Origin of the sequence: Novosphingobium sp. 63-713, assembly GCF_001898925.1 — a bacterium.
In the GTDB taxonomy this organism is placed as follows: Bacteria; Pseudomonadota; Alphaproteobacteria; order Sphingomonadales; family Sphingomonadaceae; genus Novosphingobium.
The window spans coordinates 503,027-523,582 of the sequence record NZ_MKVS01000047.1; the positions used below are offsets into that span (position 1 = coordinate 503,027).

Consider the following 20,556-nt stretch of genomic DNA (forward strand, 5'->3'; position numbering starts at 1 on the left):
TGCAAGATCGCGGGCTAGGCCGCCAGAACCCAGAGATCCTCGCCCGCCTGCGCCACCTGATCGCGTCTTTGCAGATCGATCAGATGGGCCAGCACAGAACGCCCCGCCGCGCGATGCAGGCGCACGTCGAGCCCGGGATACATCTGCGCCACCATGATCTCGATCGTCACCGGCCCGGTTTCCAGCGCGCGCAGGATTTGCCGCTCGCGCATGCGGCGGTGGCCGATCATGCCGCGCACCATCTGCTGCGGCTTGTCGATCTGCGGCCCATGGGCGGGGTAATAGACCCGGTCGGCGCGCTCATAGAGCTTGTCGAGGCTGATCATATAGTCGCTCATATCACCATCGGGAGGCGAGACGACCGTGGTGGACCAGCCCATCACATGGTCGCCGGTAAACAGCGCCCCGCTCTCGATCAGGGCAAAGCACAGATGGTTGCTGGTATGGCCGGGCGTGGCCACTGCCATCAGCGTGGCCGAGGGCAGGCGCACCAGTTCGCCGTCCTTCAGCACGGTGTCGGGCGCATAGGATGTGTCAAAGGCGGCATCGGCGCGCGGCCCGTCATCCTCCAGCGTCAGGGGCGCGCAGCCGATGATCGGCGCGCCCGTGGCCGCCGCCAGCGGCGCGGCGCCCGGCGAATGGTCGCGGTGCGTATGGGTGCATAGGATCGCCAGCACCGGCGCGTCGCCAATCGCGCCCAGCAGCGCGTCAATATGCTCGGCATCGTCCGGCCCCGGATCGATCACCGCCAGCCCGCGCGCATCGCCCACCAGATAGGTCTGGGTGCCGGTAAAGGTGAACGGGCTGGGATTATTGGCCAGCATGCGCCGGACGAGCGGTTCGAGTCGCTCGGTCTCGCCGGTGGGCCATGGGCGCGGGGGCATGTTCATGGGGTCAGCCTATGCCGCTTTGCCCGCCCCCTGTCGAGAGGGCCTCAGGCCACCGCGCTGCCCAGCCGGGCGCGCAACTGGTCGATGGCGCGCGGCGTGCCGGGGGCCACCTCGCGCCAGCCCCGGTCGATGCGCAGCAGGCGGGCGTAAAACTCCTCGGTCGCGGCAATCAGCTTGCGGATCTGCGGGCTGAGCAGGAGCAGCCTTTCAGGATCGGCGGCCGGGAAATCGGGAGCCAGACGGCCATAGCGGCGCAATTGGAATTCGGACAATTCGCCCATGAAATAGGCGCGATGATTCAGCAACCAGGCCACGGCATGCATCATGCGCGTCGTCGTGCGCAAAGCTTCGCAGGACAGGGCAATGCGGGGGGCGTCTTCCTGCGTTCCGGTTTCCTCGATACGGCCCGACAGGTCGAAAGCGGCGCGCACCTCGTCCGAGAGGACCAGGGCCTCGCAATACAGACCCTCGACGATTCGGGGATTGATGTTGCTTGTGTGCTTCATGGTGAAATTGGTTAATCAAATATTAGCACTTGCTGCAATGCCATTAGGGACTGACCCTTATCCCGATTTGGGACATTCCCGGTTTTGGGCATTAAAGCGGCCCCGTTACGGCACGCACAAGGGCGGCGCGCCCTTTCATGCGCGCGCCGTTCGGCCAAAATTACCCGAAATCGCCTTGCGCGAGCCCGGTTCAGGCAATGATGTCGGGAATCAGGTAGTCCTCGATCAGCGAGATCTGGTCCTTGAGCTTGAGCTTGCGCTTTTTGAGGCGGGCCAGTTGCAGTTGATCGCCCGCGCCCGAAAGAGTCAGCGCATCGATCGCGGCATCCAGATCGCGATGCTCGACGCGGAGCGCTTCCAGCTTTTTGCGCATTTCCTCTTCGGTCACCAAAATATGCTCCCGCCAAGGGTGTGTCGCAAGTTCTCCTCATGCTCTAATCGCGCCGCGACCAACGGGCAAGAGGGGGCGCAACAGGCACGATGAAATGAGTGTCGGGCGCAAGTAAACGAGGCTGAGGGGCGCTTTGTCGCGGCCCTGCACGGCTTACCTAAATTTGTCATATTCGGGGCTTCGCAAGCGGGGCAAAGTGTGTTTCCTTGAGCATCTGATCGACGGGAATGACGCGATTCGGACATGGCCGCAGGAGGCATGTTCTGTCATGCCCCGATCGGACGGGCGTCTGCAGCCGTCCGTTAATAGGGGGGTAGCCTGTGGCCGCCCACCACACGGTTTTCCCGGTCGGACCTTCGCATGGGGCCGGTTGGGGGCCGCGCTGGCGAGGAGGTCACTTTCAATGGCTTTATGGCCTATGGAGGAGAGTCCAAAATGGAAGCATCCCACATCAACGCCCTGCACAACAAGCACGCCGGTCTTGAACGCCGGATTGCCGAAGAACTCAAGAGTCCCCATCCCGACCCAGCCATGCTTCAGGCGCTCAAGCGCCACAAGCTGCGGATCCGCGACCAGATCGCGCATCATTGATGCAGCATTGCGTGCAGCATGGAATGGCAAGGCCCCAGGCGGTAAAGCAGGGCCTGCCGGCTGAACGCTGACAACCCGACCGTTGCGAGATCACCCCGGCCCGATCCGGCCCATGATGCCGGATCGGGCCTTTGCGTTGTATATTTCGGCCTTTTTGCATGGAACAGGGCCCAAAAAGGCAGGGTTAGCGCAAAAATAGGGGTGGGCGCATTTGCAAAGGCGGATGTTTGGTCTAACCCCCTTTCATGACCACTGCACCTCTCGGCCCGACCTCGAATTCCAGCGCGGTGGCGGCCGCGCGCACGATCCTGACGCGCCTGCATGAGGTCATGGCCTCGCGCAGCCATGCGCAGGCCAAACTGAACACCGTGGTCGAGGTCATCGGCGCCAGTCTGGATAGCGAGGTCTGCTCGATCTATCTGCTGCGCGAAGGGATGCTCGAACTTTTCGCCACGCGGGGCCTGGCGCAGGAGGCGGTCCACGTCACCCGCATGGCCATTGGCGAGGGGCTTGTCGGCACCATTGCCTCTCGCGCCGAAACACTCAATCTGGCCGAGGCGACCGCGCACCCCGATTTCTCGTATCGCCCCGAAACGGGCGAGGACAAGTTCCACTCTTTTGCCGGCGTGCCCATCGTGCGGCGCGAACGCTGCGTGGGGGTGGTCTGTGTGCAGCATGTCGATCCGCGCCGCTATGAAGAGGTCGAGATCGAGGCGCTGCAGACCGTGGCCATGGTCCTGTCCGAACTGATCGCCAACGCCGATCTGGTGGATGAGGAAGAAGCCGCAGGTCTGGCCGCCGCCCATACCGGGCCGGAACAATTGCGCGGCCTCACGCTGGTCAAGGGGCTGGCCAGCGGCGTGGCGGTCTATCACCAGCCGCGCATCACCATCGAACATATCGTGGCCGAGGACACCGAGGCCGAGCGCCAGCGCGTGTACCTCGCCTTTGACAAAATGCGCGAACAGATCGACCGCATGGCGTCTCAGGCCGAATTCGGCAGCGGGGGCGAGCATGAGGAGGTTTTGGAAACCTATCGCATGTTCGCCTATGACGAAGGCTGGAGCCGCCGCATCAACGAGGCGATCGACAGCGGCCTGACCGCCGAGGCCGCCATCGAGCGCGTCCAGCAGCGCACCCGTATGCGGATGCGCCAGATCGACGATCCCTTGCTGGCCGACCGGATGCACGATCTGGAGGATCTGGCCAACCGCCTGCTGCGCATCGTCTCTGGCCAATTGGGCACCGCGGCCAGCGCGGGCCTGCGTCAGGACGCGATCCTGATAGCGCGCAATCTTGGCCCGGCCGAACTGCTCGAATATGACAAGCGCAGGCTCAAGGGCGTGATCCTTGAGGAAGGCTCGCTGACCGCGCATGTGGTGATTGTGGCGCGGGCGATGGGCATTCCGGTGCTGGGCCGCGTCAAGAGCTTGCGCGGCAAGGTGCGTGAGGGCGATCCGATCCTGCTCGATGCCGATTCGGCGCTGGCCTTTGCCCGGCCCACGCGCGACATGATGATCGGCTTTGACGAGCGCTATGCCAAGAATCGCGAAAAGCAGGCCAAATATGCCGCGCTGCGCGATGTGGTGCCGATCACGCTGGATGGCGAGCGCATTGCGGTCAACATCAACGCGGGCCTGCGCGAGGATATGCCCAATCTGCAGCTGACGGGCGCGGATGGCGTGGGCCTCTATCGCACAGAGTTCCAGTTCCTCGTCTCAGCCACTTTGCCCAACCGCGAGCGCCAGACGCGGCTTTATCGCGAAGTGCTGGAATCGGCGGGCAACAAGCCGGTGGTGTTCCGCACGGTCGATATCGGCGGCGACAAGAGCCTGCCTTATCTGCGCCATGACGAGGATGGCGAGGAGGAGAACCCGGCGATGGGCTGGCGCGCGCTGCGCCTTGCCCTCGAACGCGATACCCTGCTCAAGGTCCAGGCCCGCGCGCTGCTCGAAGCTTCGGCGGGGCGGGTGCTTCAGGTGATGTTCCCGATGATTTCCGAACCGTGGGAATTTGACGCGGCCAAGGCGGTGTTCGAGGGACAGCTTGCCCATCTGCGCAAGCTGGGCAAGACCCCGCCCGAGGCGGTCAAATATGGCGCGATGCTCGAAGTGCCCGCGCTGGCCGAGGTGCTGGATCTGTTGCTGCCGCGCCTGTCGTTCCTCTCGATCGGCACGAATGACCTGACGCAGTTCCTCTTTGCCGCTGACCGGTCCAATCCAAAACTGGCCGAGCGCTATGACTGGCTTTCTCCTGCGATCCTGCGCTTTGTCCGCCGCATCGCGGCGGCGGGCCATGCGCAGAATGTGCCGATGACGGTCTGCGGCGAAATGGGCGGGCGCCAGTTGGAGGCGCTGGCCTTGCTGGGCATCGGCATCCGGCGGCTGTCGATCACGCCGGCGGGCGTGGCGCCGATCAAGGATATGGTCCGCCGGGTCAATCTGGCCGAAATCAGCGCGGCGATGGAGGGGTGGCTGGCCAACCCGCCCGCCAGTCTGCGCGAGGAAATGACCGCATGGGCGGCCCAGCGGGGCCTGATCGGAGACTGAAGGGCGAATTAACAGGTTGTTACGGACCGGCGCATCGATATCTTTGCGTAATCGAGCGCAATATGCCTGTTAACCGGCGCAAGGACCTGTCAAGCCTGTTGACTTTCCAGAGCTTCCAGCGTTGTGTCCGGCGCGGGCCGCAAAGGATTTCGGTATCGCCATGAGCGCAGATGAGTCAGAATTCGCTTCTCCAACCAGCGGCCAGCCCGCCACCGCGGGCCAGCGGCTGGCCGCCGCGCGTGAGGCGGCGGGGCTGACACTGGCGGAACTGTCGGCCCGGACCAAGATTTCCGAACGTCATCTGGGCGCGCTGGAAACCGGCGATTTTGCCGCTCTGCCTGGCCGCACCTATGTTTTCGGCTTTACCCGCACCTTTGCCAAGAGCGTCGGGCTGGACCCGGCCGCGATGGTCGATGCGATGGGCCGCGATTATTCGCGCGCCGCCCCCGAACCCGAAGCGCCTGCCTCGCCCGCCTTTGCGCCGGGCGATCCGGCGCGCGTGCCTTCCTCGCGCTTTGCCTGGATGGCCGGTTTCGTGCTGCTGGTGGTCGCCATCGGCGGCTTCATCTGGTGGCAGAACAATTCCAGCGCGACCGACAGCCTGCCCTCGCTGATCCCCGATGAAGTGCCCAGCGCCGTGCCCAGCCAGACCGCATCGGCCGCGCCCAGCGAGGCGCCCAGCGAAGAAGCCTCCGCCGCGCCCACCGGCCCTGTCGTGCTGACCGCGCAGATGGATAAGCTGTGGATCAAGGTCTCGGACGCGGGCGGCAAGCAATTGGTGCAAAAGGTGCTGGCGATGGGCGAAACCTATACGGTGCCCGAGGATGCCCAAGGGCCGACCGTATGGACCGGCCGCCCTGACAAGCTGGCGATCACCGTGGGTGGTCAGGACGTGCCGCCGATCAGCAAGGTCCCCGAGATTGTCCGGAATGTGCCGATCTCGGCCAAGGCTTTGCTGGAGCGCGGAAAGCCTGCGCCAGCGGCAACGCCGCCGGCCGAGCCGATCCCCGGCGCGGCCAATGCGCCCGTTGCGGTTCCGTCGCCCGTTGCGGCCCCGCGCCCGTTGCGCCATTTCCCGCGCCCCCGGCCCGCACCAACGGCTGATGCGCCTGCCGCACCCGCCACCCCATCCACCGTTACGCCTTAACCCCCACTCGACAGCAGGGGGTTGCTTGCGGCACTGTGCGTTTGGGGCATGGAACAACCGATGATCTGGGCCGCCCGTGATCGGGCGCGCCGTGGGAGTTGAAGAAAGATGATGTATAAGCAGCGGATCAGGCTGGCTGGCGTGGCGCTGGCAGCGCTGCTCTGGACAGGCAGCGCCATCCCGGCGCAGGCACAGGAAGGCACGGCAGGCGAAATCCGCATGCGCAAGCTGGAGGCCGAGGTCCGCGCCTTGCAACGGCAGGTGTTCCCCGGCGGCGATACCAAGCTGTTCGGCCAGCAGGCGGCCAATCCGGCCCCCGGCGCGGCCCCGGCCGCAGCGGCCGAGGTGCCTGCCGCGCCGCCCGCCAATACGGCGCTGACCGATATCCTTGCGCGGCTGAGCGCTGTGGAGGCGCAGAACGCCCGCCTGACCGCGCAGGTCGAGGAATTGTCGAACCATGTGCGCCAGCTCGACACAGCGCGCGCGGCGGCCAATGCGCCGGTGGAACAGGGTGTGACCGCGCCTGAACCGGCCCCGCCCGCCGTGGGCGATGCGGCCCCCGCGCCGCGCCCGGTGGTCAAGCCCGCGCCCGTCCCGGCGCCGGTTGCAGCGCCGGTGGTCAAGCCCGCACCTGCGCCCGCCAGCCGCGTCACGGCGGTCAAGGCGATTGCCAAGCCCGCCACCGGCGACCCGGCGGAGGATGATTATACCTATGGCTACAAGCTGTGGGAGGCCAAGTTCTTCCCCGAGGCGCAGCAGCAGTTGAAGCTCTATCTGGACCAGTATCCCAAGCACAAGCGCGTGAGCTATGCGCGCAACCTGCTGGGTCGCGCCTATCTGGATGATGGCAAGCCGCGCGATGCGGCCCCGTGGTTCCTCCAGAACTATCAGGCCGATAAGAAGGGCGCCCGCGCGTCCGACAGCCTGCTCTATCTGTCCGAGGCGATGATCGAGCTCAAGGACATCAACCGTGCCTGTATCGCTCTGGGCGAATTTGCCGATGGCTATCCGGCCGATGCCGCCGGGCGATTGAAGTCGGCCTATGACGGCATTCGTGCCAAGGTGAAGTGCAACTGACCGCCGACCGTTTCGCACAAAGTCTGGCGCAGATCTGGCCCGAGGGCGCGCGCGATCCGAGCTTGAAGCTGGGGATCGCGGTGTCCGGCGGGCCGGATTCGCTTGGACTGCTGCTGCTCGCGGCGGCGGCGCGGCCCGGCGCGGTCTGCGCGGCCACGGTCGACCATGGGCTGCGCGCGGAAAGCGCGGCGGAGGCGGCGCAAGTGGCGGCGGTCTGCCGCGATCTGGGCGTGCCGCATGAAACGCTCCGGGTATCGGTCGAACCGGGCAATGTGCAATCCGAGGCCCGCACGGCGCGCTATGCCGCTCTGGCCGACTGGATGGCGCGTGAGGGGGTGGCGGCGCTGGCCACGGCCCATCATGCCGACGATCAGGCCGAGACGCTGGTGATGCGCTTGAACCGCGCCAGCGGGGTGGCGGGCCTTGCCGGGGTGCGCGAGCGGGGCTGGGTGCCCGAGAGCGAGCATTTGCTGATCCGCCCGGTGCTGGGCTGGCGGCGGGCGGATTTGGCCGCTGTGGTGGCCGATGCCGGGCTGGTGGCCGCCGATGATCCGTCCAACCGCAACACTGCCTTTGACCGGGTGCGCGTGCGTCAGGCGCTGGCGGGGGCGGATTGGCTGGATGTGGGGGCATGGGCGCGCTGCGCGGAAAATCTGGCCGATGCCGATGCCGCGCTCGATTGGGCGGCGGATCGGGAATATGGCGCGCGGGTGGTGCGCGAAGGGCTGGGGGTGAATTACCGCCCTGCTGCGCCGCGCGCGATTGCCATGCGCGTTATCGCCCGGATCGTCGAGGAGATCGACGGCCATGCCCCGCGCGGCAATGCGGTGGCCCGCGCCTTTGACAGTCTGCTGGCGCGGCAACCGGTGTCGATCGGCGATGTGGTGGCCCGGCCCGGCCCCGGCGTGTGGAGCTTTATGAAGGCCCCGAAACGCCGCGCTTAATCGACGAGAGAATCTCCAAGCCCCACCTGCTTGCCCCGCGTGATGTAAACCTTGTCGCCGATATGCGCCTCGCCAAATACCTTGCGCGCGAAATCCAGCGGCACGCCGATGCAGCCATGGCTGGCAAAACCGTTGCGCACATTGGTGGCGTGGATCGTAATGCCATCATCGGTCAGCCGCATCATATAGGGCATGGGCGCGTCATAAAGGTTTGAGACGTGATCCTTGTCCTTCTGGCTGATCGGAAAGGTGCCGGTGGGGGTGGGCTTTTCCTGCGTGCCCAGCAGGACGGCGGTGGCCCCGATTTCAAACCCGTTGCGGAAGACCGAGAGCACCCGCGCCTCCAGATCGACGGTGATGACCAGCGGGCCGGGCGGCACGCCATCCTCGTCCCATGCCCATTGGCCATATTTGATCGGTCCGGAAATCGGCAGGATGCGCCGGATGACAAAGCGGCGGTCGGTGGGGGACGGGGTTGAGGTGGGCATCACGCCGCCGCCCTTGCCGGGGCTGCGCATACCGATAGTGGTGGCAGGCGTGTCGAAACTGACGCCCTGCGCCCCGGCATAGGGATCGACCCCAAGCGCGATCTGATGCGCCAGTTGCGGGCGCGCGGCGATCACAACGTCGCGGGGCAGATGGGCGGTGCCGCCCCGCTCATCCGCCTCGATCAGCGCAAGGCCCGCCAGCACCGTCAGCCCCAGCCCGCCCATGATGATCAGCGCGCGCGCCGCCAGAAACGGGTCGCCGGTCGCAGGGGTGGGATGGGTGCCGATAGGCATGGTCTGGCAGACTCGCAGGCAAGGTTAAACGCTATGGTTAAAGATGCGTTACCTTGTGCCTGCGCGCCAGAGGTCTGTGAAGCCTGTATCGAAATGGGACGGATTTACGCCCGCCCCATTCGATCACATTTTACCCGTGCGCGCCAAATTCATTGGCAATCGCCGTGCCGATGCGCAGGGCAAGGCCATAGGCGCGCTCGATCGGTTCGATATAATCGCGGCGGATGACGCCATAGCCATGGGCGGCATCGTCGGGATAATCGGCCGGTTCCTCGACCCGGAAATCGTCCAGGCTGGGGAAGCTGGTGGGGAAGGCGCGGCGAAGCTGGGCCAGCGCATCGTCGATACGCAGGGTGAAGACCATCTCCAGCACATCTTCGCGCGCGATGTCATTGGCGCGGCTGAATTGCGGCACCATGACCGCGCGCAGGAACATATGCTGGAACAGCGCGAGACGCAGCGCCTGAAGCACGCCGATCATGCGGCGCGTATGTTCGCGGTCGGGCAGGGGCGCCTCGTCCGGGATCAGCGCCAGCAGGCGGTGGAGCTTGAGCGCATCGACCCGCAGGCGTGTCGAGAGACGGCGGAACACGCCCGCCCGGTCATCCCCCGTCAGATATTCGGCCAGCGCAAGGCAGCCATCCGCAATATGCTCTTCATGCCCGCGATAGGGGCGGCTGGCCCAATAGGCGCTGTTGAACAGCTCGCCAAAGGCCGTCAGCGTCTTGATGCTGGCCAGCGCATTGGCGGCGCGCACCAGACGCACGATCTGACGCCCGCGCTCCGACGAGCGGAGCAAAGCGGCCAGTTCCTCGTAATTGCCCTCAGCCGCGCTGCCCGCCCCGGCGATGATGTTCACCGGATAGCCAAGCTGTTGCAGCACCGCATTATGCGGGATCGCGCGGATCTGGCGCAGCGACATCGTGCGGTCGGAGGAAACGTCGCTCTGGCGACGGCTCTTGCGGCTGCCGGTGTCGTTCAGCAGGCCAAGGCCAAAGGCGGTCAGCGCGCGGCTGTAGGTGCTGCTCGACAGGTGCTGTTGCTGAACCCGGCGGATCGCGCGATAAAAGTCGAGGGACAGGTCCGTGCGGCGATAGAACGGGTCGGTCGGCGCATAGGGATCGGTTTCGGCAGGCGCCAGTTCGATAAAGCGCGTGAGCGTGGCCAGCGCCAGTTCGTCGCTGCCGAAGAAGAGATAGCCGTCGCCGCCCTGAAACGAGACTTCCGGTTCGAGACGGATGCCCGCCCGCACGAAACGGCGCCGCGCCCAAGGCGAGAGCGGCCATGCCAGACGATCGGCCAGCGAGGCGGGATGTGCGCCGCGCCCCATGCTCTCGCCATGGGTGTTGAAGATCAGCGCGGAGACGTCCGAAAGCTGGTTGGCGGTCATCGCCTCGGCCAGGCGGCCCTGAAGGCGCTCGATGGCCAGCGCGGCGGGGATCTGGCCCACGAAGCGCCCGGCATCGGAAAAGCCGGTCTGGATCGATACGCGCCCGCGACCGCGCGCATAGGCGCGATACGCCGGTTCGGCCAGCAGCGCATCAAGGAAGCGTCCGCCATGCTCCAGCGCCGTCTCCGTCTCGAACAGGGGCGAGACGTCCACCTTGTCCTCGATCCCGAACAGCTTGGCGAAATAGAGCGCGGCCAGCATCGTGGTGGGCTGTTCGCATTCGGCCACCAGCATGCGGATCGGCGTGTCGGCATCCACATGGTGGAGGATCTGCGCCATGGTCAGGAACAGGCGGATTGCGGTGCTGTTCTCAATCGCCAGCGCGGCGAAATTGGTGCGCAGGACCTTGGCCGTGGCTAGCAGTTCGCGCATCTTGACCAGGGCTGCTTGACTGGCCAGATCGAGGCGGCCATCGGGATCGATGCGGCGGCGGATCGCGTTCTGAAGCTGGCTGCTGTTCACGCGGAAATGCACCCAGCCCATGCCCAGACCATCGGCCTGCATCGCGGCAACCGTGGTCAGCAGGACCTCTGCCACATCATCACTTGCCGTGGCGGCCAGCGCCTCCAGCTCGGCAATGATGCCTGACAGGCTGGTCAGCTTGGCCGGATGATCCCCGGTCAGCGTGTTCGCGGCCTCCGACAGGGTGGCGGGGTCCTTCATGTCGCGGGCAAAGAGCGCGGCCATTTCCTCGGCGCGCTCGGCACCGGCCAGCAGGCGCGTGGCGATATCGGGCGCGGCCTCGGCCAGATCGGCGGCATAGGCCGACAGGCGCTGGGCCTTTTCCATCAGGCGATAGCGGATGCAGGTGTTCCAGCCGATGTCCGTCCGCCCGTCCATGTCATAGCCCACCCACGAGGCAAAGCGGATCGGCATCGGGCGCAGCGCGCGCCATTGCTGGGGCCAGCGGGCGCGGGCGGTGTTGAACAGCGTCTGGGTGACCTTGGCGCGAGCCGAATGCCCGCGCGCGATGGCGGCCAGCGCGGCGTCATGCTCGGTGTCCAGCGTGATCGTGTCGCGCGCCGCTGTTGCCGCGCAGGTAGCGGGGCCGAAATCCCCTTCGCTTGCCGCATGGGCCACGGTGGCGGTCTGCGCCTTGTTCAGCAGGAAGGTGGGATGGGCGGTGAACACGATATGCGCGGCGGGGCGGCCCCAGCGCGTGGCAAAACTGGCAAAATCGCCCGTTTCGGCATGGCCTTTCACGCGGGCCAGATTGGCCTCCGGTTCGACCGGCTCCAAAAGGCGATGCAGCCGCCGCGCGCGCGCCTGAAGCCCTTCGCATTCCAGCTCGGCCACCATGGCCTCAACCTTGTCGAGGCCAAGTTCGCCGTTTTCAATCTGGCGCGAGAGTTCGAGGGAGAGCTGAAACACCGGGTTGAACAGCGGGGTTTCTTCGGTCGTCGCGTGCAAATCCTGCAAACGCTGCGAAAGGGCGGCAATCTGGCTCATCTTTATGGACACTCCCGTCGGGCGCTCTGGCCCATGTGCTGGCGGCCTGCTTTGCCTCTCCTGCCCTTATGGTCTTGCCCCTGACTATGGCCATGATCGCCGGACAGGGGAAGGGGGACTGCAAAGCCGCAGACGAATTTGGTAAGGCAAATGGAAGAAGGGAAATGTCTGCCCGCGCCGATGGCTTGCGCGGGCAGGGTATTCAGTTTCAGGCTTTCAGAGCCGCCGCCGCGCCGGCAGCGGCCGTAATGGCCGCCGCATCGGCGCCCTTGCCCACCATCCAGCTTCCGCCGACGCAGAGCACCTGCGGCAGGGCGAGATAGTTGGGGGCCGTGGCCAGCGTGATGCCGCCGGTGGGGCAGAAGCGGGCCGAGCCGAACGGGCCTGCAATGGCCTTCAGAGCGCTGACGCCGCCGCTGGCTTCGGCGGGGAAGAACTTGAAGCGGTTGAGGCCCAGATCCATGCCCAGCATGATGTCAGCCGCATTGGCCGTGCCCGGCAGGAACGGGATGCCCGCCGCAACGGCCGCTTCGCCCAGACGCGGGGTGAGGCCCGGCGAGACGATGAATTCGCTGCCCGCGTCAATCGCGCGCGCCAGATCGTCGGGGTTCAGCACCGTGCCTGCGCCGACAATCGCGCCGGGAACCTGCTTCATCACCTTGATGGCGTCCAATGCACACTCGGTGCGCAGCGTGACTTCAAGCACCTTGAGGCCACCGGCGACCAGCGCCTCGGCCAGCGGCAGCGCATCTTCAAGCCGGTCGATCACCAGCACCGGGATCACCGGCGCGGTGCGCATGATGGCGTCGATCCGGGCGGAGGCGGGGGTAGGTGTTTCGCTCATCATGCATGTTCCTTCTGAAACGCGGCGGCCGCGCCGAGCAGGCCCGGTTGGGGATGGGTAATCAGCTTGACCGGCAGGCTGGCCATCAGGCTTTCAAAGCGGCCCTTGGCGCGGAAACGGTCGGCAAAGCCGGAGGACAGGATCGTGTCCTTGATGCGCAGGCCAAGCCCGCCCGCGATGACCACGGCCGACCCGCCCTGCGCCAGCGCCAGATCTCCCGCCGCCGAACCCAGCGAGAGGCAGAAACGGTCGATGGCCGCCGCCATCAGCGTGTCCTCTCCCGCAGTGCCCCTGGTCCAGATCGTGCGGTCGTCGGTATGCAGCACGGGGCGCTGCTCTAGCGCGGCCAGCGTTTCGTAAATATCGACGATGGCCGGGCCCGACACCACGCGCTCAACCGAAACGCGGCGATGACGCTGGCGCAGGCGGGCCAGAATCGCGTCCTCCACCGCATCGAGCGGGGCGAAATCGAGATGGCCGCCTTCGGTTGCCTGAACATGATAGAAGCCGTTACCATCGCGCCAGACATGCGCCACGCCAAGCCCGGTGCCGGGGCCGACGATGGTGATCGTGCCGCTGGCGGGCAGCGCGACATCCGGCCCGGTCAGATGCTGGAAATATTCATCGCCCGCGCGCGCCACGGCGTGGCCCACCGCGCCAAAGTCATTGACGATGGTGACTTTGTCCACGCCCAAACGCTCGGGCAACTGATCGGGCAGGATCACCCACGGGTTGTTGGTAAAGCGGATCAGTTCGCCACCCACCGGCCCCGCCACCGCCAGCGCAACAGCGCGGGGCAGGGCGCGGCCCGAGATCTGCGCGAAATGCTCCCATGCCGTTTCAAAGCTGGCATGTTCATTGGTTTTCAGCGTGGCCGGTTCGCCCAGCACGATCGCGCCATCATCGCCAAGTGTGGCAATGGTGAAACGCGCGTGGGTGCCGCCGATATCTACCGTAACGAGTTCCATGAATCCCCTCCGTCGTCAGGCCTTTAGCGTCAAAGACCTGCGAGTGCCAGCATGGCCGAGCCGCCCTTTTCGGCGCCATCGGCCCCGGCGCGGAACATGGCGAACAATTCGCGCCCCACGCCCATCGCGGCCACAGGCGCCGCAGCAGGCGTGCGGCCCGACAGATCAGCCTTCACCTCCAGCGTGCCGGATTGCGCGCAGACGCGGATGATGTCGCCGTTCTGCACCAGCGCCAGCGCGCCGCCCGCAAGGGCTTCGGGCGTGACGTGGATGGCGGCGGGAACTTTGCCGGAGGCGCCCGACATGCGCCCGTCGGTGACCAGCGCCACCTTGAAGCCCTTGTCCTGAAGCACGCCCAGCGGCGGGGTCAGCTTGTGCAGTTCGGGCATGCCATTGGCGCGTGGCCCCTGGAAACGCACGACCACCACGCAGTCACGCTCCAGCTCGCCCGCCTTGAAGGCGGCCTGCACGTCTTCCTGGCTGTTGAACACCAGCGCGGGGGCCTCGATGGTCCAGCGCTCCTTTTCCACCGCCGAGGACTTGAAGGTCGCGCGGCCCAGATTGCCCTGCACCAGACGCATGCCCCCATCGGGCTGGAACGGCTGGGCCACGGTCGAGAGCATCGCCGGATCGTGGCTGACCTCAGGCGCCGGGCGGAAGGCCAGCGCATCGCCCTCGAGATAAGGCTCGGTGGCATAAGCGGCAAACCCGCCCTCGGCCACGGTCAGGATATCGCCATGGCACAGCCCGGCGCCCAGCAATTCGCGGATGACATAGCCCATGCCGCCCGCCGCGTGGAAATGGTTCACATCGCCCGACCCATTGGGATAGACGCGCGCGATCAGCGGCACGACGCTGGACAGTTCATCCAGATCCGCCCAGTCGATGATGACCCCCGCCGCCCGCGCCATTGCGGGCAGGTGGATCGCGTGATTGGTGCTGCCCCCGGTGGCCAGCAGGCCGATGCAGGCGTTGAGGATCGCCTTTTCATCGACCACTTGCGCCATCGGGCGCGGATCGGCGCCCTTGCGGCTGATTTGCGTCAGGCGATGGACGGCGGCGCGGGTCAACTGGCTGCGCAGCGGGGTGTTGGGGGGCACAAAGCTGGAGCCGGGCAGTTGCAGGCCCATCATTTCCATCATCATCTGATTGGAATTGGCGGTGCCATAGAAGGTGCAGGTGCCCGGCGAATGGTACGAACCCATCTCGCTCTTGAGCAGTTCTTCGCGGCCCACCTTGCCCTCGGCGTAAAGCTGGCGGGTCTTCTGCTTTTCCTTGTTGGCGATGCCGCTGGGCATCGGGCCACTGGGGATGAAGATCGAGGGCAGATGACCAAAGCGCAGCGCGCCGATCACCAGACCCGGCACGATCTTGTCGCAGATGCCCAGCAGCGCGGTGCTGTCAAACACGGCGTGGCTGAGCGAAACGGCGGTGGACAGCGCAATCGTGTCGCGCGAGAAGAGCGAGAGCTCCATCCCGTCCATGCCCTGCGTCACGCCGTCGCACATGGCCGGAACGCCGCCTGCAACCTGCGCGGTGGCGCCCACTTCGCGGGCATAGATCTTCATCGCATCGGGAAAACGCGCATAGGGCTGATGCGCCGATAGCATGTCATTATAGGCCGTGACGATGCCGATGTTCTGGGCGCGGGTGAAGGCCAGCGTCTTCTGGTCCTCGACTGCGCCCGCATAGGCATGGGCAAGGTTGGAACAGCCATAGGCCGAACGGTCCCCATGGCGATCACTCTCGCGCGCCATCAGGTCGAGATAGGCGCTGCGGGTCGCCTTGGATCGCTCGATCACGCGCTGCGTCACGCGGGCGATAGTGGGGTGCAGTTCAGCCATGATACTATTCCTTGTTCCTGCCCGCTTATTCATGCCACGCCACGCCATCCTTGGCGGCAAGGGCGATGGCGGCGGTCGGCCCCCAGCTTCCTGCGCCATAGGGGTTGGGCGTGATGCCATTGTCGGTCCACACCTTGCGCACGCCGTCGATCCAGGCCCATTGCGCCTCCACCTCGTCGCGGCGGACGAACAGCGTCTGGTCGCCCTCGATCAGGTCGAGCAGCAGGCGCTCATAGGCAATGCGCTTGGTCGGGCCGGCAAAGGCGTCTTCCATGCTGATGTCGAGCGGCACTTCGCGCAGGCGCAAGCCTCCGCGATCCAGACCCGGCACCTTGGCATTGGTGGTGAAGGTGATGTTTTCCTCCGGCTGGATGCCGATGACCAGCCGGTTGGGCTGGGCAATCGCGCCGCGCTGGGCAAACATCGAATGGGGCACAGGGCGGAACTGGACCACGATCTCGGTGGTCCGCTTGGGCAGACGCTTGCCGGTGCGCAGATAGAAGGGCACGCCCTTCCAGCGCCAGTTGTCGATATGCGCCTTGATCGCCACGAAAGTCTCTGTGGCCGAAGGCTGGCCCAATTCATCGGCATAGCCGGGCACCGAAGCGCCGTTGATCGCGCCCGCGCGATACTGGCCGGTCACGGTGTCGCCCGCAGCAACGGTGCGCAAGCTACGCAGGACCTTGGTCTTTTCGCCCCGGATCGCGGCCGGGTCAAACCGGCTGGGCGGCTCCATCGCGACAAGGGCGAGCAGTTGCAGCATATGGTTCTGCACCATATCGCGCAGCGCGCCCGCGCCGTCGTAAAAGCCCACGCGCCCTTCAAGGCCAACCGTTTCCGCCACGGTGATCTGAACGTGCTCGATATAGTGTGAGTTCCAGATGGGCTCGAAAAGAATGTTGGCAAAGCGCAGCGCCATCAGATTCTGGACGGTTTCCTTGCCCAGATAGTGGTCGATGCGGAAAATGCGGTCTTCGGGAAAGGCCGAGGCCACCGCGTCATTGATGTGGCGGCTGGTGTCCAGATCCGTGCCCAGCGGCTTTTCCAGGCCGATGCGGCTGGTCTCGTCGGCAAGTCCGCTGGCCTGAAGGCCCGCAATGGTGGGTTCGAACAGGCTGGGCGCGGTGGACAGGAAGATCGCCAGACCATCCTGACGCGGGCCGACCTTGGCGGCCAGATCGGCAAATTGCGCGGTCTGGTTCGCGTCGAGCGCCTGATAGGTCAGCCGCTGGAGAAAGCCGGGGATCGCGCTCTTGCGATAATCGGGCAGGAACTTGCCCAGCGCATCGGCGGCAAAATTGCGGAAGCCATCGTCATCGAGGTCGGAGCGGGCCGTGCCGATGATGCCCAGCTTTTCCGGCACCAGAGCATCGGCATGAAGCGCGCACAGCGAGGGCAGCAGCATGCGCTGCGAAAGATCGCCGGTGGCGCCAAACAGCAGCAGCTTGTCGGCGGTAAAGCTCATCGATGGAGTCCCCTCGGGTGTCACGACTGTCACGGCTTTCTCCTTGGGTTGGAGTGCTTCCGCGCCATGGTTCACAGGGCCGCCTTGGCGGTGGCCCATTTGCCTGGGTGATCTAGCGCCCTGATGGGGTTTGCGCCAGTTCATCGCCCGGGAATGGCGCGGAAATCCTAGGGTTTGAATACGAATTTGCGGTATGAATAGGTTTTCGCCATGCGCCGTGCAAGGGCGCGAGGCGGCTCATCCCCGCCTGTTGTGCCCGCCCGTCACCCCCGGCGGCGGACGGGAATCGGGATGTTGCAGATGTCGGCGGCTCCGGGCGAATAGATGATGAAATCGTCATGCCGGTTGACCCGCGCGTTCACATAATCGCGAAATGATGCGCTGGCGCTGGAGAGATATTCGAAATGCGGCCGATCGGCAGGCGGCAGGTCATTGCCCAGCCGGATCGAGAGGATCGGCGTGTTCTTTGCCTTGTCATTATACATGCCGTTGCCCGGCGCGCGGGGCAGGGAGGAGAGATGCTCGATCCCCTCGATCACTCGCCCCACCACGGCAATGTTGCGGTCGAGCTGGCGCGGGGGCGTGCCGATCACCGCATAGAGTTCGGCCCCCATGCCCGTATCGGGCGAATTGTTGCGCCCCACGCCCACCGAGCCATAGCAATGGACGGGCCAGACATGATTGTCGTCAAAAGCCATGGGGAAGCCCATGTCGATGCCCGTATGCGGCGCATAGGCATCGTGGCCCGGATTGATATATTCGGGCGCAGCAAATGCGCGCAGCAAATAGTCGCTCTCGGGTACTTTGGCCAAGCCGGGCGGCAGGGGTTTGGCTTGCGGCGTATCCTCATCGGGATCGCCAAATTGCGCGACCCAATTGTCCTGAACCCGATAGACAGCACCATTGTCCCACCAATGCGCGGCGGCCAGCTTGCGCATATTGCCGATCCAGCCCTGACTGATGGGTGCAGGCAAAAGCTGGATGATCACCTGCCGCGTTTTGCCGTTGCCATCCGGGGCCAGCACCATCACCAGCAGGTCGGCAGGGTCGATCTCGCGCCAATCACTGGCCGGGGCGGCCTTGATGATCTCGGCGCTGGGGCGGGTTTTGGGTTTTTCCGGTGCGGGTTTTTCTGGCGCGGCCGCCATGGCCATCTGGGCGGCGGAAAGGGCAAAGGCGGCGGACAGAACAATCTTTTTGCGCATCAGGGCAATCTGCCTGCGCGCCCTCTCTTGCGCAAGCCGCGTTTCATCGCTAGGGGCCTGCCTTCCAGAGCAATGCGGAGCGGTGGCCGAGTGGTCGAAGGCGCTCGCCTGGAAAGTGAGTATACGTCAAAAGCGTATCGAGGGTTCGAATCCCTCCCGCTCCGCCATTTGGGTGCTTTCCGCCCCCCTCACAACTGCTCGAGATAGCGCTCCAGCCGGAAGAAATTGGCTTGCGGTGCGCCCGGCGCGATCGACACCGTGAAAGAGGGGGTTTTGGCCAATCCGTCGCCGTCCACAAAGGCGCCGCAGATGAAATCCCTCGGCTTGATCAGCGTCCATTGCAGATGGGCGCCGCCCACCGGATATTGCGTGGCAGGCTCCATCCCATCGATATGGCGCACGATGGTGAACACCTTGACCAGCCGGTTGTGTCCGCGCGGCGCGATGCGGTAGAGGTCGGCGGCCTGGGCATGGCGATAGCCATCGTCGCCATAGGCTTTCAGCAGAAGATCGTGAACATGGGGGCGCTGCTTGTCCAGCTTTTCGGTTTCGGCAGGCACGCCCATCCGGCCGCCGGACCGCATGGCCGTGCCCGCATAGATGAAGCTGCGGCTGAATTTGCGCACGAATTTCTCGTCAATCACGCCCACAGGACAGGTCCTGTCCGATGGCATGTTGTCCTTTGACGAGGTGGCCAAGCTGGAGCTGGACGCCAATCTGGTGGTGCTCTCGGCCTGCGACACGGCGGCGGGCACCAGCGTTCAGACCGCGCTCAAGGCGGGGCTGGAAAGCGCCTCGCCCGCGCTCGACGGGCTGGTGCGTTCGTTTATCGCGGCGGGCGCGCGCACGGTCATGGCCACGTTCTGGGCCGTGCCGGTGCTGACCCAGACCGACGATCTGATGTCCACTTTCTATCGCACCGGGCGCAGCGCCACCATGGCCGACGCGATCAAGACCGCGCAGGACCAGATGATCGACACCCGCCGCTTTTCCCACCCCTATTACTGGGGCGCCTATTTTCTGGTGGGCGACGGGGCCAAGTCGATGCTGACGCCGACACAGGTGGCGATGCGGTAAGGGGAACACCCCGCTTCCATCAACGCCTTCATGCAAAAAAGGGCCGGATTGCTCCGGCCCTTTCGTTGCGCGCGATGCGTGGGCTCAGTTGCCCGCGCCCGGCCCATAGGTGATTTCCACGCGGCGGTTCTGCAGTTCGCGCACACCGTCGGCGGTGGGCACGCGCTGGTTCGCTTCGCCAAGACCCTGTGTGGTGATCGAGGCGCTGCCGATGCCATGGCTGGTCAAATAGGATTTGACCGATTCGGCACGGCGTTCAGACAGGCCAAGGTTGTACTTGGGCGAGCCAGAACTGTCGGTGTAGCCGGCCACCATCACCGGCACCGAGGTGCAATTGCCATAGGCCTGGATCGCGCTGTCGAGAATACCGGCCGCTTCGCTCGTGATGTCCGACTTATTCCAATCGAAGAACACGATATAGGGCCCCTTGTTGCAGACCGGAGCGGGGGGCGGGGGTGGCGGAGGCGGCGGTGGCGGAGCAGGCTCGGGCGGCGGCGGCGGCGGCGGAGCGGGCTCGGGGGCAGGCTCGGCCGCGCGGCCAAAGTTGTAGGTCAGCGTGGCCAGCACGGAGTGGCTGCGCAGCTTGGCATATTGCTGGAAACCGTTGCTATCGGCGAAATTGGTGGCGCCATCGGGGCGGAAATAGCGATATTTTATGCCCAGGTCGACATTCTTGCTGAGCGGGGCGGTAACGCCTGCCAAGGCCTGCCAGGCAAAGCCCTCGTCATGGCCGCGCAGGCCCCCGGCGGCGCCATTGCTGGACCAGACATTCACACGGGCATAACCCGCGCCCGCGCCTGCATAGGCCTTGAACATGCCCCATTTGCCAACGCTGAAGAGCGCATTGGCCATGCCCGCGACGGTTTCGGTATGGCCGTAAAAGCCATTGCCATTGTTGTAATAGCCATTGGGCAGCGGCGTGCCGTTGGGTCGATATTCGCTCCTGAGCGCCGATTTGTCGTAGAAACCTTCGGCTTCAAGGCGGAAATTGCCAAAGTCATAGCCGAGCGCGCCGCCCGCCTGCCAGCCTACCTTGGCCCTGTTGTTGCGCTGAAAATTGCCGCTGCCGTCGCGGATATCGACGCGCTCATGCTGCACTGCGCCGGCTTCGACCGTGACATAGGGCCCGGTTTCGGCATAAGCGGTGGTGGCCAGCGCGGAAGAGGCCATCGCGGCCGCAATAATCAGATTTCTCATGGTTTTCCTTCCTTTCGACCCGCGGGCTTGTCATTGGCGAGTGGTGCCTGCGTTTCGACGATGAAAGAATCGAGACGAGAGAAGGTTGCATGGCCCCGCAGCAAAATTACGTCTTTTTGCGGGCGCAGCACATCGATGGCGCATTTCGCCATGGAACATCCCGCCCCGGCCGCCATTGAT

Annotated in this window: 19 protein-coding genes and 1 tRNA gene; 7 read left to right on the forward strand and 13 right to left on the reverse strand. The window is 65.3% G+C overall.

Annotated elements, in window-relative coordinates:
• Positions 1-14: 14 nt before the first annotated feature.
• The 3 genes from BGP00_RS20745 to BGP00_RS20755 form a co-directional block, all read right to left on the reverse strand.
• On the reverse strand, positions 15-890 hold the full coding sequence (locus BGP00_RS20745) for an MBL fold metallo-hydrolase (RefSeq protein ID WP_292688664.1): 876 nt from the start codon (positions 888-890) through the stop codon (positions 15-17).
• Between the two features lie 44 nt (positions 891-934).
• On the reverse strand, positions 935-1,396 hold the full coding sequence (locus BGP00_RS20750) for a DUF1465 family protein (RefSeq protein ID WP_168605651.1): 462 nt from the start codon (positions 1,394-1,396) through the stop codon (positions 935-937).
• A 190-nt stretch (positions 1,397-1,586) separates the two neighbouring features.
• Positions 1,587-1,784, reverse strand: coding sequence for a DUF465 domain-containing protein (locus BGP00_RS20755; protein WP_168605652.1), 198 nt, complete (start codon positions 1,782-1,784; stop codon positions 1,587-1,589).
• Between the two features lie 438 nt (positions 1,785-2,222).
• On the opposite strand from BGP00_RS20755, the gene BGP00_RS20760 reads away from it, so the two are divergent.
• The 5 genes from BGP00_RS20760 to tilS all read left to right on the forward strand — a co-directional run bounded on the left by BGP00_RS20760 (position 2,223) and on the right by tilS (position 8,095).
• The gene (locus tag BGP00_RS20760) at positions 2,223-2,378 is read left to right on the forward strand and encodes a DUF465 domain-containing protein (protein WP_168605653.1); all 156 of its coding nucleotides are present in this window, start codon (positions 2,223-2,225) and stop codon (positions 2,376-2,378) included.
• Between the two features lie 245 nt (positions 2,379-2,623).
• Positions 2,624-4,927, forward strand: coding sequence for a phosphoenolpyruvate--protein phosphotransferase (ptsP, locus tag BGP00_RS20765; protein WP_292688668.1), 2,304 nt, complete (start codon positions 2,624-2,626; stop codon positions 4,925-4,927).
• Between the two features lie 160 nt (positions 4,928-5,087).
• Positions 5,088-6,074: a helix-turn-helix domain-containing protein gene (locus BGP00_RS20770; RefSeq protein WP_292688670.1), complete on the forward strand. Its 987-nt coding sequence runs from the start codon at positions 5,088-5,090 to the stop codon at positions 6,072-6,074.
• A gap of 108 nt (positions 6,075-6,182) precedes the next feature.
• Complete coding sequence (locus tag BGP00_RS20775; RefSeq protein WP_292688672.1) at positions 6,183-7,151, forward strand: hypothetical protein; 969 nt, start codon at positions 6,183-6,185, stop codon at positions 7,149-7,151.
• Positions 7,142-8,095, forward strand: coding sequence for a tRNA lysidine(34) synthetase TilS (gene tilS / locus BGP00_RS20780; protein ID WP_292688674.1), 954 nt, complete (start codon positions 7,142-7,144; stop codon positions 8,093-8,095). The genes BGP00_RS20775 and tilS overlap by 10 nt, the downstream gene beginning before the upstream one ends.
• On the opposite strand, the gene BGP00_RS20785 is transcribed toward tilS, so the two are convergent.
• The 7 genes from BGP00_RS20785 to BGP00_RS20815 form a co-directional block, all read right to left on the reverse strand.
• Positions 8,092-8,877 (reverse strand): L,D-transpeptidase family protein, encoded by a 786-nt coding sequence (locus tag BGP00_RS20785; protein ID WP_292688675.1) that lies wholly within the window; start codon positions 8,875-8,877, stop codon positions 8,092-8,094. The two genes, tilS and BGP00_RS20785, sit on opposite strands and share 4 nt — an antisense overlap.
• 130 nt (positions 8,878-9,007) lie before the next feature.
• A complete protein-coding gene (locus BGP00_RS20790; protein ID WP_292688677.1) occupies positions 9,008-11,776 on the reverse strand; it encodes a phosphoenolpyruvate carboxylase in 2,769 nt (922 codons plus the stop codon).
• A 208-nt stretch (positions 11,777-11,984) separates the two neighbouring features.
• Positions 11,985-12,620 carry a bifunctional 4-hydroxy-2-oxoglutarate aldolase/2-dehydro-3-deoxy-phosphogluconate aldolase gene (locus tag BGP00_RS20795; protein ID WP_168605657.1) on the reverse strand — a complete coding sequence of 212 codons (636 nt, stop codon included), beginning with the start codon at positions 12,618-12,620 and terminating at the stop codon, positions 11,985-11,987.
• Complete coding sequence (locus BGP00_RS20800) at positions 12,620-13,588, reverse strand: glucokinase (RefSeq protein WP_292688681.1); 969 nt, start codon at positions 13,586-13,588, stop codon at positions 12,620-12,622. Before BGP00_RS20800 ends, BGP00_RS20795 begins: the two co-directional genes overlap by 1 nt.
• Before the next feature lie 29 nt (positions 13,589-13,617).
• Positions 13,618-15,432, reverse strand: coding sequence for a phosphogluconate dehydratase (gene edd, locus BGP00_RS20805; RefSeq protein ID WP_292688683.1), 1,815 nt, complete (start codon positions 15,430-15,432; stop codon positions 13,618-13,620).
• 25 nt (positions 15,433-15,457) lie between these two features.
• On the reverse strand, positions 15,458-16,897 hold the full coding sequence (gene zwf, locus BGP00_RS20810) for a glucose-6-phosphate dehydrogenase (protein WP_168605672.1): 1,440 nt from the start codon (positions 16,895-16,897) through the stop codon (positions 15,458-15,460).
• Positions 16,898-17,160: 263 nt separating this feature from the next.
• Complete coding sequence (locus BGP00_RS20815) at positions 17,161-18,102, reverse strand: peptidylprolyl isomerase (RefSeq protein WP_292688685.1); 942 nt, start codon at positions 18,100-18,102, stop codon at positions 17,161-17,163.
• Positions 18,103-18,178: 76 nt separating this feature from the next.
• On the opposite strand from BGP00_RS20815, the gene BGP00_RS20820 reads away from it, so the two are divergent.
• Positions 18,179-18,269, forward strand: a tRNA-Ser gene (locus BGP00_RS20820).
• A 21-nt stretch (positions 18,270-18,290) separates the two neighbouring features.
• Here the strand turns inward: BGP00_RS20820 and BGP00_RS20825 are convergent.
• A complete protein-coding gene (locus BGP00_RS20825) occupies positions 18,291-18,728 on the reverse strand; it encodes a hypothetical protein (protein ID WP_292921023.1) in 438 nt (145 codons plus the stop codon).
• Here BGP00_RS20825 and BGP00_RS20830 point away from each other — a divergent pair.
• Positions 18,703-19,179 carry a CHAT domain-containing protein gene (locus BGP00_RS20830; protein ID WP_292921021.1) on the forward strand — a complete coding sequence of 159 codons (477 nt, stop codon included), beginning with the start codon at positions 18,703-18,705 and terminating at the stop codon, positions 19,177-19,179. The genes BGP00_RS20825 and BGP00_RS20830 overlap by 26 nt on opposite strands.
• 84 nt (positions 19,180-19,263) lie before the next feature.
• Here BGP00_RS20830 and BGP00_RS20835 read toward each other — a convergent pair whose 3' ends face one another.
• Both BGP00_RS20835 and BGP00_RS20840 read right to left on the reverse strand, forming a co-directional pair.
• Complete coding sequence (locus BGP00_RS20835) at positions 19,264-20,376, reverse strand: OmpA family protein (protein WP_292688691.1); 1,113 nt, start codon at positions 20,374-20,376, stop codon at positions 19,264-19,266.
• A complete protein-coding gene (locus tag BGP00_RS20840) occupies positions 20,373-20,528 on the reverse strand; it encodes a hypothetical protein (RefSeq protein WP_168604139.1) in 156 nt (51 codons plus the stop codon). Before BGP00_RS20840 ends, BGP00_RS20835 begins: the two co-directional genes overlap by 4 nt.
• Between the last annotated feature and the right edge of the window lie 28 nt (positions 20,529-20,556).